This window comes from Planococcus sp. S3-L1, from assembly GCF_030063085.1.
Lineage (GTDB): Bacteria > Bacillota > Bacilli > Bacillales_A > Planococcaceae > Planococcus > Planococcus kocurii.
Window position 1 is genome coordinate 66,444 of sequence record NZ_JASISN010000012.1, and the last position, 17,257, is coordinate 83,700.

Sequence of the window (17,257 nt, forward strand, 5' to 3'; positions counted from 1 at the left end):
TTGGCAAGCAATAAACGCGTAAAGGAGTATAAAAAGTGGTGAAAAAAGTAGTAGAAAGTAGCGATTTAACGAAATTGATTTCAGTGACAGATCCTCAAATTTCACCGGATGGAAAAAGAGTAGTTTTCGTCCGTACGCAAATAGACGAAAAGGAAAATACGTACACAACGCATCTGTATCATATCGACTTAAAAACGGGGCAACAAAGTCAGTGGACAAATGGCGCAGGAAGAGTTCTTTCCCCGCGGTGGTCAACTGATGGAACAGCTGTCGCTTTTTTATTCGATCGAGGAAAAGAAAAGCAATTGTTTGTATTATCAATCGCTGATGGAAAAATGAACAGGTTGACCCGTTTTGAGAATGGGGTAGATCGATTCGAATGGGCACCTTGCGGAACAAAAATTTGGATTAATGCCGCAGTGAAAAAAGAAGATACGCAGTCACAAAGCTACAGTCAAATTGGCTTAGTAGATCATAAATCGAAAAGTGTGGAATTTGTGACACAAGGAAATTTCAATCATCATTTAAAAGCCGTTTCGCATGACGGTGAAAAAATAGTCTTTGGCTTGGCCGGCAATCTACAAAAAAATCCTCATCAGCCTCTCTATTTGTACGATACTAAAACAGCGCAACAAACCATGCTGACAGAAGAGCAAGGATATTTTAATGGTGCCGCTTTTTCACATGACGATTCAAAAATCGCTTATGCCGGTAGCATGCGTTATTACGGAGATGCAACCCATACTGAACTTTATATCGCAGACTTACTAACAAATACTCGCTTTTGTTTGACGGAAGGGATGGATGCACCTATTGGTGATTACGCAATTAGTGATTACAAGAAGGCAGTTGCACCTGCCGTTGTCTGGACAAAAGACGATCATTTGTATTTCCAAGTATCGACGATGGGGGATGTGCGCTTGTACTTTGCGTCGCTTGATGGAATGATTTTCCCAGCTTCACCTGACATGGAACATGTGTATGATTACAATGTTTCACGAGACGGCGTCTATGCAGTTTTAGCCAGTAGCAATCCGATTCAACCGGGAGAGCTTCATCGTTTGACGATTACGACCGGTGAATATCAGGCGTTGACCTCGTTTAACCAAAAGTTTATGGAAGATACGGAGTTGGTCCAAGCACAAACTACCTTTACAACAGGTTCAATTGATGGGGTTCATGGCTGGCTAATAAAACCTGCTAGTTTTGAGGAAGGTCAGAACTATCCCTTAATCATTAAAGTTCATGACACCCCTCTTGAGATGTTTGCCAATACCTTTTCTCTGGAGTTGCAACTTTATGCAGCGAGCGGTTTCGGCATTTTCTACGTCAATCCAAGCGGCAGTCAAGGATATAGCCAGGAATTTGCGACTGCAAGCCGGGACTTTACTTATAAAGACCTTCTGAGCGCGATCACGGATACTATGGAATCGGCTGACTGGATTGATGTTAGTCGCATAGCTGTGCTGGGTGAAGAAGTCGCAGAGCAAGTAACTCTGAAGTTGGAAAGCATGAATATCGCAACAACATTCGTTCATTTTCCAGATTTATCACGTACTGACACTCCAAACCGCCGGATTGCTCGTTTAGAACAAATTGTGAATTGGCTAGCAGATAACGTGTGAAAATTAAAAACGGAGCAGCTATTTTTAGCCGCTCCGTTTTTTTATCTACCTTTAAATATGGGTTTTCTTTTTTCGCCAAAAGCAGTTAGCGCTTCAACTCGATCTTCTGTGGGGATAGTGATTTCATAGGCTTTGCGTTCGATGTGCAGGCCTGTTTGTAAATCCGTATTCATGCCATTCTTGATGGCGAATTTTGCCTGTTGAAGAGCAATTGGACCATTGGCAAGAATCGCATCAGCAAAAGCCGCTGTCACGTCGGCAAGCTCATCACGTGCTGCTACACGTGTTACTAATCCATATGCCAGTGCTTCAGTTGATTTTAGACGACGAGCAGTCAAAATCAGTTCTAGTGCTTTGGCTTCTCCAATTAAGCGAGGTAAACGTTGCGTCCCCCCAGCTCCTGGAATAATGCCGAGACTGGTTTCAGTCAGACCAAGCAATGTATCGTCTGCAGCAATGCGGAAATCGCAGGCAAGTGCCAATTCCATTCCGCCTCCAAAGGCAAAACCATTCATCATCGCGATGGTAGGCTGCGGCAAATTCTCAATTGTTGAGAACACTTCACCAATTTTAAAGATATTGCGTTTAACATGCTGTTCCGTTAAGTTTTTACGTTCTTTCAAATCTGCTCCCACACTAAAAGCCTTTTCTCCAGCGCCGGTAAATACCACTACACGGATATCTGGGTTGATGCGGATTGCTTCTACGACCTGTCCAAGTTCAAGAAGCATGTCATAGTTAAAGGCATTCATTGAATCGGGCCGATTTAAGGTAATAAAAGCTAAATTGTTTTGCTGTTCATAATGAATTGTGTCCATTTCCATCCCCCTTGTATCATGCCATCCATTAAAAACATATCACTTTTTGGACTATTTCGCCATCAGACTCTATAATGAAAAATATGGGAGGGACTGCATTTATGAATAAAATTACGTTTATCCGTATCTTCCGGATTGTTTGGCTAGCAGTTAAAATCTTTTTGCAAGTGACGTTTTTCCAAAAGCGAAATCGTGGAAAATGGACTCCGCTAGTTGAAAAAAGATGGAATGAAATGATCACCAAACAAGCAAAAGAATACAAAAATCTCGCCTTAAAACTAGGTGGGCTAATGATTAAGTTAGGTCAGTTCCTGTCGACACGAGCAGATATTATGCCGCCCTCATTTCTTGCGGAACTAGAAGGATTAACAGATCGTGTGCCATCTGTTTCAAGAAATAGCATCGTTTCGGTGTTAGAGCAAGAGTGGAATACCGTTCACACCGATTATTTAGATAACTTATCTGATTCGGCTGTCGCTTCAGCTTCTATTGGTGAAGTGTATAAAGCGGTATTGAAAAATGGTGTAGAGGTTGCTGTGAAAGTTCAGCGGCCGGGAACAGATCGTATTTTACGCGCAGACTTTAAGGCCATTCGCATAGTCATTTGGTTGGCTGAAAAATTTACGCCGTTCACAAAACAAATTGATTTTAACTTATTGTATATAGAAATGACTGAAACCATTGGCGCAGAGTTGAACTTCTTGGGAGAGCTTCAAAATGGTCGAGCTTTTGCCGATCGCTTTGACGCAATGGAAGGCGTTCGCATTCCGTTGTATTTCGATGAATACACGACACGTCGTGTATTAGTTATGGAATGGATTGAAGGAGCACGTATTACAGATTTAGCATTTATTGAAAAGAATGAGTTAGATCGTCATGAAATTTCAGAGCGCTTGTTTATTTTGTTTTTAGAACAAGTTTTATACGGTGGACAATTTCACGCAGACCCTCATGGAGGAAACATCTTATTAGAACCGGATGGTGGCATTGTCTTAATTGATTTTGGGATGATTGGCAATATAACACCAAAAGATTCTCAAGCAGTGTTACGTGCAGCAGAAGGAATTATTTTTAAAAATTATGATCAAGTATTAGATGCACTAGAAGATTTGCGTTTCTTATTGCCGCAGGCGGATCGCGCCATTTTAGGAGATGCCATTTCACGGCTAGTCGCAGCTTATGAATCGAACGAACTGTCACAGATGGATAGTTTTGTTGTTGAGCGGATTCTTACTGACATGCAAGAAATCGTTCGAACCCAACCGGTTCAATTGCCGGCAGAATTTGCTTTTTTTGGTCGTGCTGTTTCTATTTTTGTTGGCGTCTTGCACGTATTAGATCCAAAAGTAGATTTATTAGCACTTGCCCGTCCTCGAATATTGGAGTGGGCAGCTTCGCAGAAGGAAGGCAAAGGAATCTTCGGAAAAGAAGATATTCTACGCTGGGTATTGAATGCAACGGGGCCACTGCGAATCTTTCCGCAAAAAGTCATTAATTACCTGGAAGAGCCTGAACGTCTCCGCCGTTACATTGAAAATCGAGATGGCCGAGAGCGTGAGTACCGTCGTGATCTACAATCAAGAATGTTTGCTGGAATTTTCACCATCATTTCTTTCGTTGGAATTTCAGTGTCAGTCTGGTTTTGGAACGAACCGTACATGTGGGTCTCATCCGTATTTTTCGTAGGATCGCTGTGGGCTTACCGATCGATTAAATAAGAAAAGAAAAAACGCGCTCCAAGCGGCGTTCTTTGCCGCACAACAAGGTGATTTACATTCCGAAGAGTTAAGCCAGAGTCTAGATTCCACAAAAAAAGAGTTGCCGACCCAAGTCAGACATTTTGACTTGGGTCGGCAACTTTTTTTTGTATAAATAAGGACTGGTGGTAACATGAGTATTTCTGGAGCTAGTGGGTGGAGCAATAAAGCTTGTGTAGTAAAAAGCGAGGGAAGCAGAGCTCCTTACGCAATCATACTCGATAAATCAAGAAAGTTGTACATCATTATTGAAGAGACTCTTTTCCAGTAGAATTTTTACAGCCTCAAAACTAATCGAGTGGCTGCTGTTTGCGGGACAGAAATGTTCGTTTTGTTACGTAAGCCATCGGTTGGTTATGGACACGCTGCGCCTTCTTAAAATAGCGGCGGAGAGAACCGGCAAACGAATGCTGATTTCGCAAAGCGATAGGCGATACATCCAAACAAACGGTTTCACTATTGCTTAAATAAACAATGCTGCCTTTTCCGCTGCTGTCACTTTCTATCAAATCGATTGCATCGTAATTAAACCACACACATTCTTTGTTTTTTGGAGAGTGAGTCGGAAAGAAAATGAGCGGATTGCCATAATACTCGCCAATAATAACCGGGGGCTTATGCTTTACGCCAACTGCTTTTTGAGCGTAGAGTGTAGCACTTTCTAAAGAAGCGCGATAAAACCGACAAGATGTTGTAACTGTTTTGTAAACAGCTTCTTCAACGACAAGCTCGCTGCGATTTTCAATGACACGCGTCCACGTTCGATGACCATCTGGATAAGGTAAAAGAGCATAGGTGTTCGTACAAATAGTATATGATGACGGCCGATGATTCTTTTTACTCATGAAGAAAAACCCCCTAAATTTACTTTACATACCTTATTATAATAAAAAATGGAAATTCTGCAATATGCATTAGATTGAAAATAAAATTTTTTCTATTTAATCATAATTTTCAAATAAATATTGATTTATTCTATTCGTGTCATGTATACTAATGAAAAGCATTCGGGGTGAAGTAGAATGGAAAACTATTATTCTTATGCTGATTTCATGAAGGCAATGGCTCAAACAAAAAAAATTACGGAAGCGGAAAAGCTGCTGAATGATATTTACTTGGATTTGTTCTTAAAGCATGTTCACCGCTCCCAGCAAGAAGAACAGCTGATGACACTCATCGATGAAGCCTTGGACAATCATGATCAAAAAGCGTTCACCAGATATACTGCACAATTGCAAACTTTAAATTACGAAGAAACTGAATAAATAGCTGCCTAAGAATGGCCGTAAAAAGGGGATTTAGAGCTAATCTAATTCCTCTTTTTTCTGTGTCTAATAAAAAGTAAATTCGGTTATTTTTTGAGTATCTTCACATAAAAAACATACGTTCGCTTTTTGTTAGGGGTTTTTTAGGGCATATGTTAAAGTAGAAGTATTGAAAGAATGGGAGGACGCCTTGCTATGAAACAGGAATTTAATCTTCAAGCCCCTTACGAACCCGCTGGCGATCAGCCTCAGGCTATTGCTGAACTGACACAAGGCATCATTAGTGGCAAACGCTGCCAGACCTTATTAGGTGCCACTGGTACAGGGAAAACCTACACGATGTCAAACGTCATCCAGCAAGTTAAAAAACCAACATTAGTTATGGCCCACAATAAAACATTGGCAGGCCAGCTTTATAGCGAATTCAAGGAATTTTTCCCCGATAATGCAGTTGAGTATTTTGTTAGTTATTATGACTATTATCAGCCAGAAGCTTATGTGCCTCAATCAGATACATTTATCGAAAAGGATGCAAGTATAAATGATGAAATTGATAAATTACGCCATTCTGCCACGAGTTCGTTATTTGAACGGGATGATGTTATCGTTATTGCGTCCGTTTCATGCATCTATGGTCTTGGTTCGCCAAAAGAGTACAGAGAACTCGTGGTTTCCCTTCGAAAAGGAATGGAAATTGAACGCAATCAGCTATTGAGAAAGTTAGTTGACGTTCAATATGAGCGCAATGATATTAATTTTATTCGTGGAACATTCCGTGTTCGTGGAGACGTAGTGGAGATTTTCCCAGCATCCCGCGACGAAAGATGTTTACGCGTTGAATTTTTTGGCGATGAAATTGATCGAATTCGCGAAGTCGATGCGTTAACAGGTGAAATTATCGGTGAACGTGACCATGTAGCAATTTTTCCAGCATCTCACTTTGTTACACGCGAAGATAAGATGGTTAAAGCAATTGAAAATATTGAAATAGAATTAGAGGAACGTTTAAAAGAAATGCGTGCAGAAGACAAATTACTAGAAGCGCAAAGACTTGAGCAACGAACGCGCTACGATTTGGAAATGATGCGAGAGATGGGTTTTTGTTCGGGTATTGAAAACTACTCCCGTCATTTAACTCTGCGTCCTGCGGGGACTCAACCGTATACGTTAATTGATTATTTTCCAGAAGATTTTCTACTAGTAGTGGATGAAAGTCACGTAACCTTACCGCAAGTAAGAGGCATGTTCAATGGTGACCAAGCACGTAAAAAAGTACTAGTTGATCATGGTTTCCGCTTGCCTTCTGCTATGGATAATCGACCGTTAACTTTTGATGAATTTGAAAAGCATATTAGCCAAGCGGTCTTTGTATCCGCAACACCAGGTCCTTACGAATTGGAACATACCCCAGAAATGGTTGAACAAATCATTCGTCCGACAGGTCTATTAGATCCAACAATTGAGATTCGTCCAATTGAAGGCCAAATAGATGACTTGATGGATGAAATCCGCAAACGTGCGGAAGTCAATGAGCGTGTACTAGTAACGACGTTGACAAAGAAAATGTCGGAAGATTTAACAGCTTACCTAAAAGATGCCGGTATCAAAGTGAATTATTTGCACTCGGAGATTAAAACACTTGAACGTATTGAAATTATTCGAGAGTTGCGGATGGGCGTTTACGATGTATTGGTGGGCATTAACTTGCTACGTGAAGGATTGGATATTCCAGAAGTTTCACTAGTCACCATTTTAGATGCTGATAAAGAAGGGTTCTTGCGTTCTGAACGGGCATTGATTCAAACGATGGGCCGGGCAGCTAGAAATTCAAATGGTCGTGTCATTATGTATGCAGACAGAATAACAGATTCCATGCAAAGAGCGATGGATGAGACGACGCGACGTCGGACCATTCAAGCTGAATACAATGAAGAACATGGCGTAACGCCGATTACGATACAGAAGAAAATCCGTGACGTCATTCGTGCGACCAATGCAGCAGAAGAGTCAGAGGAATACATCTCTAAAGCAGTATCAGGCAAAAAACTCAAAAAAGAAGAGCGCGTAAAGCTGATCAGTTTGCTAGAGACAGAAATGAAAGAGGCGGCAAAAGCACTCGATTTCGAACGTGCCGCAGAACTGCGTGATACAGTTCTTGAATTGAAAGCGGAAGGATGATGCAAGTTGAGAAATCAGGAAATACGTATACAAGGCGCGCGTGCAAATAATCTAAAAAACATTGATGTGGTAATTCCACGTGACAAGCTTGTGGTTATGACTGGACTGTCAGGATCCGGTAAATCTTCGCTTGCATTTGATACGATTTATGCGGAAGGACAGCGGCGATATGTTGAATCGTTGTCTGCTTATGCACGCCAGTTTTTAGGACAAATGGATAAGCCTGACGTTGATTTAATTGAAGGATTGTCACCGGCTATTTCGATTGATCAAAAGACCACGAGTAAAAATCCGCGTTCTACAGTAGCGACAGTTACGGAAATCTATGATTACATGCGGCTCATGTATGCACGGATTGGTAAGCCGATTTGTCCAAATCATGGTATAGAAATTTCTTCTCAAACCATTGAACAAATGGTAGATCGCATCGTGGAATACCCGGAACGTACCAAAATGCAAATTTTAGCTCCAATTGTTTCTGGTCGAAAAGGAACTCACGTCAAGTTACTTGAGGACATTAAAAAGCAAGGGTATGTCCGGGTGCGCGTGGACGGGGAACTAATTGATCTCGATGACGACATTGCATTAGATAAAAATAAAAAGCATAACATTGAAGTTGTTATTGATCGCATCATCATTAAAGAGGGCATTGCGCCACGTCTAAGTGATTCTTTAGAATCAGCCCTTCGGCTAGCAGAAGGCCGTGTTTTAGTAGATGTGATGGAGCAAGAAGAATTGCTGTTTAGTGAGCATCATGCCTGCCCGATTTGTGGATTTTCTATTGGTGAGCTTGAACCGAGAATGTTTTCGTTTAACTCACCTTTTGGTGCATGTCCAGAATGCGACGGTTTAGGGATAAAGCTAGAAGTTGATCCTGAATTGGTCATTCCAGATTGGACTGCCACGTTGAACAAAGGAGCAATTGTTCCTTGGCAACCAACCAGTTCGCAATATTATCCGCAACTTCTAAAAGCGGTTTGTCAGCATTATAAAATTGATATGGACATTCCAGTAAGTGAATTGCCAGAAGAGCATATTAACATTATTTTACGCGGTTCTGGAAACGATAAAATTCGTTTCCGTTATGAAAATGACTATGGTCAAATTCGAGACAATCACATTAATTTTGAAGGTGTCCTTTCCAATGTGGACCGTCGTTATCGTGAGACATCTTCAGATTATATCCGTGACCAAATGGAAAAATACATGGGTCAGCAAAGTTGCACAGTTTGTGAAGGCTATCGTCTAAAGCCTGAATCGCTGTCAGTGAAAGTAAATGGTCTTCATATCGGAACCGTCGCTGAATTTTCGATTGTCGAAGCCAATCAGTTTTTCGATCAGCTCGTATTGTCAGAAAAAGATATGCAAATTGCCAAACTGATTTTACGGGAAATTCAAGAACGCATTGGTTTTTTGATCAATGTTGGACTGGATTACTTAACGTTAAGTCGTGCATCGGGAACTTTATCCGGAGGAGAGGCGCAGCGAATCCGCCTAGCAACTCAAATCGGATCAAGACTTACCGGTGTACTTTATATACTCGATGAACCGTCCATAGGTCTTCATCAACGAGATAATGATCGATTGATTGAGACTTTGAAAAGTATGCGAGATATTGGCAATACCTTAATTGTCGTAGAGCACGACGAAGATACGATGTTAGCTGCTGATTATTTGATTGATGTTGGACCGGGAGCAGGAGCGCATGGTGGAGAAATTATTGCTGCAGGAACACCTGAAAAAGTAATGAAAAATAAAAAATCATTAACGGGTCAATACTTAAGCGGCAAGAAATTTATTCCCGTGCCTGCTGAGCGAAGAGTACCAAGCGACCGGAAAATCTCAATCCGCGGTGCGAATCAAAACAACTTGAAAAAAGTAGATGTCGATATTCCACTCGGTTTATTTACAGCAGTGACCGGGGTTTCAGGATCAGGTAAAAGTACGCTCATTAACGAAATTCTGTACAAAACATTGGCTCATAGATTGAATCGTGCGAAAGCCAAACCAGGACATTTTGATCTAATTGAAGGAACTGAAGAATTGGAAAAAGTTATCGATATTGACCAGTCCCCAATTGGTCGGACGCCACGTTCAAACCCAGCAACCTACACAGGTGTTTTCGATGATATCCGTGATGTTTACGCCACAACGAACGAAGCAAAAGTTCGTGGCTACAAAAAAGGCCGGTTTAGTTTCAACGTCAAGGGCGGTCGCTGTGAAGCTTGCCGTGGAGATGGTATTATAAAAATAGAAATGCATTTCTTACCGGATGTCTATGTGCCGTGCGAAATTTGCCATGGTAAACGTTACAACCGGGAAACATTGGAAGTGAAGTATAAAAACAAAAGCATTGCGGATGTTCTTGCGATGACAGTGGAAGATGGCTACGCATTTTTTGAAAACATTCCAAAGATCAATCGCAAGCTAAAGACGATTGTCGATGTAGGGTTGGGATATATTAAGCTTGGCCAACCTGCGACTACCTTATCCGGCGGAGAAGCGCAGCGCGTTAAGTTAGCATCTGAGCTTCACAAACGTTCAAATGGTAAGTCCTTTTACATTCTGGACGAACCGACTACAGGTCTGCATGCAGATGATATTTCTCGGTTATTGGTCGTTCTGCAGCGGCTTGTAGAAAATGGCGATACAGTACTGACTATTGAACATAATTTAGATGTCATTAAGACGGCGGATTATATTATTGATTTAGGTCCCGAAGGTGGAGATAAAGGCGGCATGATCTTAGCTACAGGTACTCCCGAGGAAATCGCCGCTGTTGAAAATTCTTATACCGGAAAGTACTTGAAACCAGTACTGGAGCGCGACCGGGCACGTATGGATGCAGTCGTCAAAGGTGCAAGTCGCAAGAAAAAAACAGTTAAATGAAACTTTTTCTGCTAGTAAACGTATCAACATAGAAGAAGAAGAACCATCTGTTTGTAAGGGTAAGGATTTACTTATCGGCATTCAGACAAAGAGGAGGCCGCAATACATGCAAAGTGAAAAAGAACGCATTTTGGATATGGTTGAGAATGGTACGATTTCAGCACGTGAAGCAGTTGAGTTGCTGCGGGCAATTGATGGTAGTAGTTCATCGTCGAACGAGTCAAATTATGGCCGTAGCAACCAAAGAGACAAACCTAGCAAACGTGGATTTTTTAGACCAGAAGATATTGTTAAAAAAGTATCCAAAGATTTTTCAAAGAACGTTTCCAAAAACGTTTCCAAAAATGTGTCACGAGACTTTAATGATTTGGGTACACGAATGATGGACTTTATGCAGTCGTCTGTTGGCAAGTTAAAAACGATGGAATTTGACTCGCCATTCGGGGAAGCAGTTCAGTTTACTCATACATTTACAGAAAATATGACAGACTTGAACACCATCGTTGCGGATATCGCAAATGGTCAGCTGGAAATTTTCCCATCTCAAGACGGCTTGCTACGTGCAGAATGCAACGTTAAAGCATATCGTTCAGAGTCAGCAACACAAGCGAAAGAAGATTTTCTTGATAAGTTTGTTTTTATTGCCGACGATCAAAAGTTACGTGTCATCAGTGATTTGAAAACAACGCAAGTAAATGTGATCCTGTATGTTCCAGAAGCTTCCTATCAACATATTACAGCTCGCTTATTCAATGGTGGATTCACAATGAAACGCATGAATGCTGCATTGATAAAAGTGAAAACAGCAAATGGTAAAGTGGATTTGAAAAATGTAGAGTTTGATGATGCTGAACTAGAAACGGCTAATGGTGCTATTCATGTTCAGGAAGCAAAAGGGAAAGTAGTGGAAGCAGAGACGTTAAATGGCCGCATTTATATTGATGGCGATATTCAAACAATCGTTACTAAATCATTAAACGGCAATATTGTCGCTACAACAAGATGCAAAGAAGCTCGCAAACTTGAAACGAAAACGTTGGCAGGCAATGTAGAAATTTATATTCCAGCTCATTTGCCGTTAAAAGGTGAAGTTTCGTCAAACTTGGGCAAAATAGATGTCTTACTATCGGATATCGATTCTACGCACGAACAAGGACAATTCATGCAAAAATCGATACGTTTTTCAAAGCAAGGAACTGAACCAGCTGCAGCTCCGTTATTAGTCTATGGAGAAACCAAAACAGGTTCTGTCTTGCTACGCTATTTAACAATCGACTAAATAATAGATAAAACAAAAAGCCGACACAGATTTCCTGTGCCGGCTTTTTAACGATTTTAGGTGACGAAACTACATTATTATTTTAGAGGTGGATACAAACTTTGAAGAAAGCTGATAGATTGTTGGATCAATTGCTGAAGGACATCAAGGTCGATGTCTTCGGTTTTATTAATATAAATACAGGCTTTTCCACTTGTATGCTTGCCGAATTTCTCGAGTAGAGGACCGCGATTTTCATCACCAGTTGCAACATACAAACTAATCTTCGCTTTGCGTGGAGAAAAACCGACAAGTGGCGCATCGCCTTCGTGTCCGGTTTTATAAACATAATGGTAAGAGCCAAAGCCAATAATACTGGGTCCCCACATTTTTGCGGAGTGACCGCTCGCTTTTTCAAATAGTTCCAGTAACTTATAAGCATCTTGACGTTTTTTTTTGTGATCGACAGATTCGATAAATTCAATAACGTCGGCATCGGTTTCTTTTGTTTTTTGTTCGTACATAGCCCATTCCTCCTTCATGCAGATAGGTTTCACAAACAATGCATAGCTTTTTCTGCTTCGTCCCAAGAAACTTTATAACCTTTGCCTTTTGCGCAAAAAATAGAAGTGGATGTATAAAGAGGATCAGTGTTTTTATCATAGCCAATCCGGTTGATTACTTGTTCTTCATTATGGCAGAAGTCATAACCATCAAATAGTAAACTGAGTGCGCCTTTGCCGTGGGTAAGTGCAGCAAATTCTGTGCTGTATTTCATAAATGTCGCTACGGGTACACGACCTTCGATGATCGTTTTGCTACCAATGGTTTCAGGAGCATTAAAACTACCATGTGCTTGCTGAACATCCGATAATACTTTTCCCATTTGCTCTAAACTTACTTTGATTTTAAAACGGTACATGGGTTCAAGTAGACGGTTTTGTGCTTGTTCAAGTCCTTGCCGAAGCGCTCGAAAAGTTGCTTCCCGGAAATCACCCCCAGAGGTGTGCTCGTTGTGACCACGTCCAGTTACAAGCGTTGCTTTAACATCGGTCAAAGGAGAACCAGTTAGTAAGCCATGATGGTCGCGCTCGTTAAGGTGATGCAAGATGAGGTTCTGATTTCCGACAGATAAAGCGTGAGCATGGCAGACGTTGTCTACCTGTAAGCCGCTGCCACGCTCACCCGGCTCTAGCTTCAAATGAACTTCAGCATAATGGCGAAGAGGTTCGAAATGGCCATAGCCCATAACGGGTAAGTTAATCGTTTCTTTATAGAGAATTTCAGGTTCCCCAAACTGGACGTGGTGGCCAAACCGTTCTAGAACTACTTGTTCGAGAACTTCTAATTGAATAATGCCCATTACTTGAATTTGGATATGCTGGAAATACTCGTTCCAAAAAACCGACAAAGAAGGGTCTTCAGCACCGAGAATTTGGAAACTTAATAGTACTTCTTTTGCAGGGAGAGACGCATCAAAAAGGACAATTGATTTTAATGTTGGCACTACTTCAGATTGGTTGTCAGTAGCATAATTCCCAATGACATCACCGACCAGAGCCTCTGTCAATCCCGCTATCGCAAAAAGTTCGCCTGCCCTTGCTTGTTCAACCAGTTTAAATTTGTTGCCATTATAATTGCGGATTTGCGTCACTTTTTCTTCAAGCTGATTAGGACCATAAACGAGTTTATCACGAACCTGTAAAGTCCCGCTAAACGCTTTTAAAAAACAGATTCGATTGCCATTGTCATCGTGCCGAATTTTATAAATCCGTGCACCAAATGCTTGATCTTCTGAATAAGCACTAGTCGTTAATTGATCAAGTTGGAGCAGGAAATCTAAGATGCCGATATCTTGTAAAGCAGAGCCACTAGCACAAGGGAAAATCTGGTTAGTTGCAATCAACCGCTGAAAAGCCTCTATCCAGGTTTTTTTATCAAAACCAGTCTCGACATACTGCATCAGCAATTCTTCGTCTCGTTCAGCAATAAATTCAATGAGACTTTCGCTCAACTCACCATTATGAAAGTTATTTGTTAGGTTACAGACATCTTCGGAAAAATTCAAGCGAATGTCTGCTAAAACTTGAACGGCATCTGCTCCTTCGCGATCTGTTTTATTAACGAAGAAAAAGACCGGAATCTTATGTTTTTGAAGAAGCTGCCAAACAGTTTCAGTATGCCCTTCAATGCCATCAACTGCACTAATGATAATAACGGCGTAATCCATTACTTGAATTGACCGCTCCATTTCTGGGGAAAAATCAACGTGACCCGGTGTGTCAATAAGAAAATAAGTAGAATCATTTAGTGTAAAGGTTGCCTGATCAGCAAAAATTGTTATGCCTCGGGTTTTTTCAATGGTGTGGCTATCGAGAAAAGCATTTTGGTGGTCGACTCGCCCGCGCTGCCGAATACTTTTCGTATGATATAACAGTTGTTCTGAAAAAGTAGTCTTACCGGCATCGACATGCGCAAGAATTCCAATCGTTTTGTTCATGTTGTCACCTCTTTATCTCTAGTTTAACAGAATTTATATGCAATTATAAAAAAGGGAGTGTCCCATAAGTCTTTAAAATAAAACAGACAGAGAAAAAGTATCTTTTTCTCTGTCTGTTTTTTTGAATCGCGCCCCACGATTCCGAACTCGGTTTACTTTTTCAAGGTTCCAGAGGTGAATTCTTGGGAATGATTAATTTCCTTTATAAAAGAACACACTTTCTATTGTGATTTTGCGTTATCGATGCCACTTTAAGAGCTACTTTGGCCTGTACTTTCAGGTTACAGAAATGCACTTTTAAAAGTTTTAAAGGGGTTGATGGGAATGGAAACAATGTGTGGTTAAGATGGTTCAACCGGCTGAGACTGTGCCCGCGAAAAGCGACCTGTTCTGTTGCAAGAAAAAGAGGCTGCACTCAAAAGTCTTAGTTCATGACCTTTTGAGACAGCCCCGTTTTCATATAAGTGTAAAGTTACCCCTTTACCGACTTGCTTCAAAACAAGCGATACCGAAACAGATTCCTTGTGCGCAGCGTTTTCGGTAAGCAGCTGACTTAAGTAATTCGACTTCTTCCTTGTGTGTCATAAAGCCGCATTCTACCAGAATAGCTGGCATATGGGTATCCCGAAGTACGGCGAAATCTGCTTGTTTAATCCCGCGATCTTTTCGTCCAGTTACTTGTATTAGTGACTGCTGGACTGCAGATGCTAGCGTGTGTGTAGCAGGCTGAGGGTGGTTATAGGTAAACGTTTCTAGGCCATTTGTAGAGTTAAATGTATGCCCCACTGCGTTGGCGTGAATCGAGACGAATACATCTGCCTTCATACGATTTGCTAGGTTCGTGCGTTCGTGTAATGGAACATCAAAGTCATTTTGATGGCTGAAAAAGACAATATGTCCATCCAGTACCAATCGCTTTTTAACTTCTTCTGCTACGGCCACGTTAAAATGGAATTCTCTCAATTTGCCATCGGGTGAGCGCTTTCCAGGTGTATCTGGGCCGTGTCCGGCATCAATCATAATCTTCATTGGGATAGACCTCCTTTTGCAATCTATATAGGAAGGAAACATGACGAAGGGGACAAAAATCTTCAAATATATAGTTTCCATGTTAAAATAAAAGCAAACCGCATATAAAAATAATTGTTTTGATGAAAATTCAAAATAATGTGTGGATAGGAAGTGAGGAATACCAAATGGGACAAGTAACGACAAAACAAGTGATGAAGACGTTCGACTTGGAATTAATTAGTGGAGAAGAAGGCATTGGCCGTCATATCCCCATTAGCGATATTTCAAGACCAGGGTTGGAAATGGCCGGTTATTTCACCCATTATCCAGCAAATCGTGTGCAATTGCTCGGCAAAACCGAGCTTTCTTTTTTTTCTATGCTATCACCTAAAGAACGATTAGATCGTATGATGAAGCTATGCACAGACGACACGCCAGCAATTATTGTTTCGCATGGTGTACCAGTTCCAGAAGAATTGATCGCTGCTTCAAGCAATCGGCATGTGCCAGTCATGACGACTCCAATGTCAACGACTCGGTTTTCGAGTTTGCTGACGAACTTTTTAGAAAGTCAGTTAGCTCCTACGACGGCAATCCATGGCGTTCTTGTAGATATATACGGTGTTGGAGTGTTACTGACGGGAAAAAGTGGTGTTGGTAAAAGCGAGACAGCTTTAGAACTTGTCAAAAAAGGTCACCGCTTAGTTGCCGATGACTGTGTAGAAATTCATCAAGAAGGTGAAAATACATTAGTAGGATCTGCACCTAAACTAATTGAGCATTTGCTCGAAATTCGTGGAGTCGGTATTATCGATATCATGACCTTATTTGGTGCGAGCGCTGTTCGCACATTTAAACGGATTTCTTTGGTCATTGATTTAGAAATCTGGGATCAAGACAAAACCTACGATCGATTAGGACTAGAAGAAGAAAAAATGAAGATTATTGATACACAATTGACGAAACTAACAATTCCTGTTCGTCCAGGTCGTAACTTATCGGTTATTATCGAAGTTGCCGCGATGAACTATCGTTTGAAACGAATGGGCGTTAACGCCGCCGAAGAGTTTTCGAAGCGTCTGGATGACGTGATTGCACAAGATACAAACTAAGCGAATGGGAAGGTGCACGACATGTTTGCAATATTAGCTTCAATAGATCCGACCGCTTTTTCACTCGGTCCGATTTCGGTTCAATGGTACGGTGTTATTATCGCTGTTGGTATTATCATCGCCTTTTTGGTAGGCCAGCGTGAAATGGTTAAGCGAGGACTGCATACTGAATTTTTAACTGATTTACTAATTTGGGCGGTACCGCTGGCGATTGTTGGCGCACGTATTTATTACGTAGCGTTCGAGTGGGAACATTACAAAGACAATCCTAGTCAAATTATCGCTATTTGGAACGGTGGAATTGCGATACATGGTGCCTTGATTGCATCTGTTATTGTCGCTTATCTGTTTACCAAAAAGCGTAATACGTCATTTCTGAAAGTGGCGGATATATTAGCACCAAGTATCTTAATCGGACAAGCCATTGGTCGTTGGGGTAATTTTATCAACCAAGAAGCACATGGCGGAGAAGTGTCACGGACTTTCCTTGAAAATCTGTTTATCCCTGATTGGATCATCAATCACATGTACATAGACGGGGCTTATTACCATCCAACTTTCTTGTATGAATCTATGTGGAGTTTAGTGGGAATTATTCTTTTGTTGCTACTACGAAAAGTAAATCTAGTACGTGGTGAAATGTTTTTCTTCTATATGATTTGGTATTCTGTTGGCCGCTTCTATATCGAAGGAATGCGCACAGATAGCCTGTATGTAATCGGTGAACTTCGTGCTGCACAACTAGTGTCAGTATTGGCTATTGTCATCGCTGTTGTATTCATCGTATACCGTCGTGTCACAATTAAAAACCCACCTCATTATAAGGATAACTAATTAGGAAAAG

General features: G+C 41.1%; 13 protein-coding genes. 8 read left to right on the plus strand and 5 right to left on the minus strand.

Annotated elements, in window-relative coordinates; translation table 11 throughout:
* The first annotated feature begins 35 nt into the window (after window positions 1–35).
* Window positions 36–1,625, plus strand: a complete 1,590-nt coding sequence (locus QMF37_RS12165; protein ID WP_071153676.1) for a S9 family peptidase — start codon at window positions 36–38, stop codon at window positions 1,623–1,625.
* A 41-nt stretch (window positions 1,626–1,666) separates the two neighbouring features.
* Here QMF37_RS12165 and QMF37_RS12170 read toward each other — a convergent pair whose 3' ends face one another.
* On the minus strand, window positions 1,667–2,443 hold the full coding sequence (locus QMF37_RS12170) for an enoyl-CoA hydratase-related protein (RefSeq protein WP_071153677.1): 777 nt from the start codon (window positions 2,441–2,443) through the stop codon (window positions 1,667–1,669).
* A gap of 101 nt (window positions 2,444–2,544) precedes the next feature.
* Here QMF37_RS12170 and QMF37_RS12175 point away from each other — a divergent pair, with 101 nt between their 5' ends.
* A complete protein-coding gene (locus tag QMF37_RS12175; protein WP_058385929.1) occupies window positions 2,545–4,161 on the plus strand; it encodes an ABC1 kinase family protein in 1,617 nt (538 codons plus the stop codon).
* 329 nt (window positions 4,162–4,490) lie between these two features.
* On the opposite strand, the gene QMF37_RS12180 is transcribed toward QMF37_RS12175, so the two are convergent.
* A complete protein-coding gene (locus tag QMF37_RS12180) occupies window positions 4,491–5,045 on the minus strand; it encodes a competence protein ComK (protein WP_058385928.1) in 555 nt (184 codons plus the stop codon).
* 177 nt (window positions 5,046–5,222) lie between these two features.
* On the opposite strand from QMF37_RS12180, the gene QMF37_RS12185 reads away from it, so the two are divergent.
* From QMF37_RS12185 to QMF37_RS12200, 4 genes are all read left to right on the plus strand, one after another.
* Complete coding sequence (locus QMF37_RS12185; RefSeq protein ID WP_058385927.1) at window positions 5,223–5,465, plus strand: IDEAL domain-containing protein; 243 nt, start codon at window positions 5,223–5,225, stop codon at window positions 5,463–5,465.
* 195 nt (window positions 5,466–5,660) lie between these two features.
* Complete coding sequence (gene uvrB / locus QMF37_RS12190) at window positions 5,661–7,643, plus strand: excinuclease ABC subunit UvrB (protein WP_283478394.1); 1,983 nt, start codon at window positions 5,661–5,663, stop codon at window positions 7,641–7,643.
* A gap of 6 nt (window positions 7,644–7,649) precedes the next feature.
* The gene (gene uvrA, locus QMF37_RS12195) at window positions 7,650–10,532 is read left to right on the plus strand and encodes an excinuclease ABC subunit UvrA (protein WP_058385925.1); all 2,883 of its coding nucleotides are present in this window, start codon (window positions 7,650–7,652) and stop codon (window positions 10,530–10,532) included.
* Window positions 10,533–10,638: 106 nt separating this feature from the next.
* Window positions 10,639–11,811: a DUF4097 family beta strand repeat-containing protein gene (locus QMF37_RS12200; RefSeq protein ID WP_058385924.1), complete on the plus strand. Its 1,173-nt coding sequence runs from the start codon at window positions 10,639–10,641 to the stop codon at window positions 11,809–11,811.
* 77 nt (window positions 11,812–11,888) lie between these two features.
* On the opposite strand, the gene QMF37_RS12205 is transcribed toward QMF37_RS12200, so the two are convergent.
* The 3 genes from QMF37_RS12205 to QMF37_RS12215 form a co-directional block, all read right to left on the minus strand.
* A complete protein-coding gene (locus QMF37_RS12205; protein WP_283478395.1) occupies window positions 11,889–12,314 on the minus strand; it encodes a DUF1801 domain-containing protein in 426 nt (141 codons plus the stop codon).
* A 29-nt stretch (window positions 12,315–12,343) separates the two neighbouring features.
* Window positions 12,344–14,290 carry an elongation factor G gene (locus QMF37_RS12210; protein ID WP_283478396.1) on the minus strand — a complete coding sequence of 649 codons (1,947 nt, stop codon included), beginning with the start codon at window positions 14,288–14,290 and terminating at the stop codon, window positions 12,344–12,346.
* Window positions 14,291–14,770: 480 nt separating this feature from the next.
* Window positions 14,771–15,319, minus strand: coding sequence for an N-acetylmuramoyl-L-alanine amidase family protein (locus QMF37_RS12215; RefSeq protein ID WP_283478397.1), 549 nt, complete (start codon window positions 15,317–15,319; stop codon window positions 14,771–14,773).
* A gap of 167 nt (window positions 15,320–15,486) precedes the next feature.
* Between QMF37_RS12215 and hprK the strand changes: the two genes are divergently transcribed.
* The gene (gene hprK / locus QMF37_RS12220) at window positions 15,487–16,413 is read left to right on the plus strand and encodes an HPr(Ser) kinase/phosphatase (RefSeq protein WP_058385920.1); all 927 of its coding nucleotides are present in this window, start codon (window positions 15,487–15,489) and stop codon (window positions 16,411–16,413) included.
* A gap of 21 nt (window positions 16,414–16,434) precedes the next feature.
* On the plus strand, window positions 16,435–17,247 hold the full coding sequence (gene lgt, locus QMF37_RS12225; RefSeq protein ID WP_058385919.1) for a prolipoprotein diacylglyceryl transferase: 813 nt from the start codon (window positions 16,435–16,437) through the stop codon (window positions 17,245–17,247).
* Window positions 17,248–17,257: the final 10 nt, after the last annotated feature.

Bases quoted from the DNA above. Each gene is read 5' to 3' on its own strand.
- QMF37_RS12210 (WP_283478396.1), bottom strand. From the start codon at position 14,290: ATGAACAAAACGATTGGAATTCTTGCGCATGTCGATGCCGGTAAGACT.
- uvrB (WP_283478394.1), top strand. From the start codon at position 5,661: ATGAAACAGGAATTTAATCTTCAAGCCCCTTACGAACCCGCTGGCGAT.
- QMF37_RS12215 (WP_283478397.1), bottom strand. From the start codon at position 15,319: ATGAAGATTATGATTGATGCCGGACACGGCCCAGATACACCTGGAAAG.
- QMF37_RS12200 (WP_058385924.1), top strand. From the start codon at position 10,639: ATGCAAAGTGAAAAAGAACGCATTTTGGATATGGTTGAGAATGGTACG.
- QMF37_RS12205 (WP_283478395.1), bottom strand. From the start codon at position 12,314: ATGTACGAACAAAAAACAAAAGAAACCGATGCCGACGTTATTGAATTT.
- QMF37_RS12185 (WP_058385927.1), top strand. From the start codon at position 5,223: ATGGAAAACTATTATTCTTATGCTGATTTCATGAAGGCAATGGCTCAA.
- QMF37_RS12175 (WP_058385929.1), top strand. From the start codon at position 2,545: ATGAATAAAATTACGTTTATCCGTATCTTCCGGATTGTTTGGCTAGCA.
- QMF37_RS12170 (WP_071153677.1), bottom strand. From the start codon at position 2,443: ATGGACACAATTCATTATGAACAGCAAAACAATTTAGCTTTTATTACC.
- hprK (WP_058385920.1), top strand. From the start codon at position 15,487: ATGGGACAAGTAACGACAAAACAAGTGATGAAGACGTTCGACTTGGAA.
- lgt (WP_058385919.1), top strand. From the start codon at position 16,435: ATGTTTGCAATATTAGCTTCAATAGATCCGACCGCTTTTTCACTCGGT.
- QMF37_RS12180 (WP_058385928.1), bottom strand. From the start codon at position 5,045: ATGAGTAAAAAGAATCATCGGCCGTCATCATATACTATTTGTACGAAC.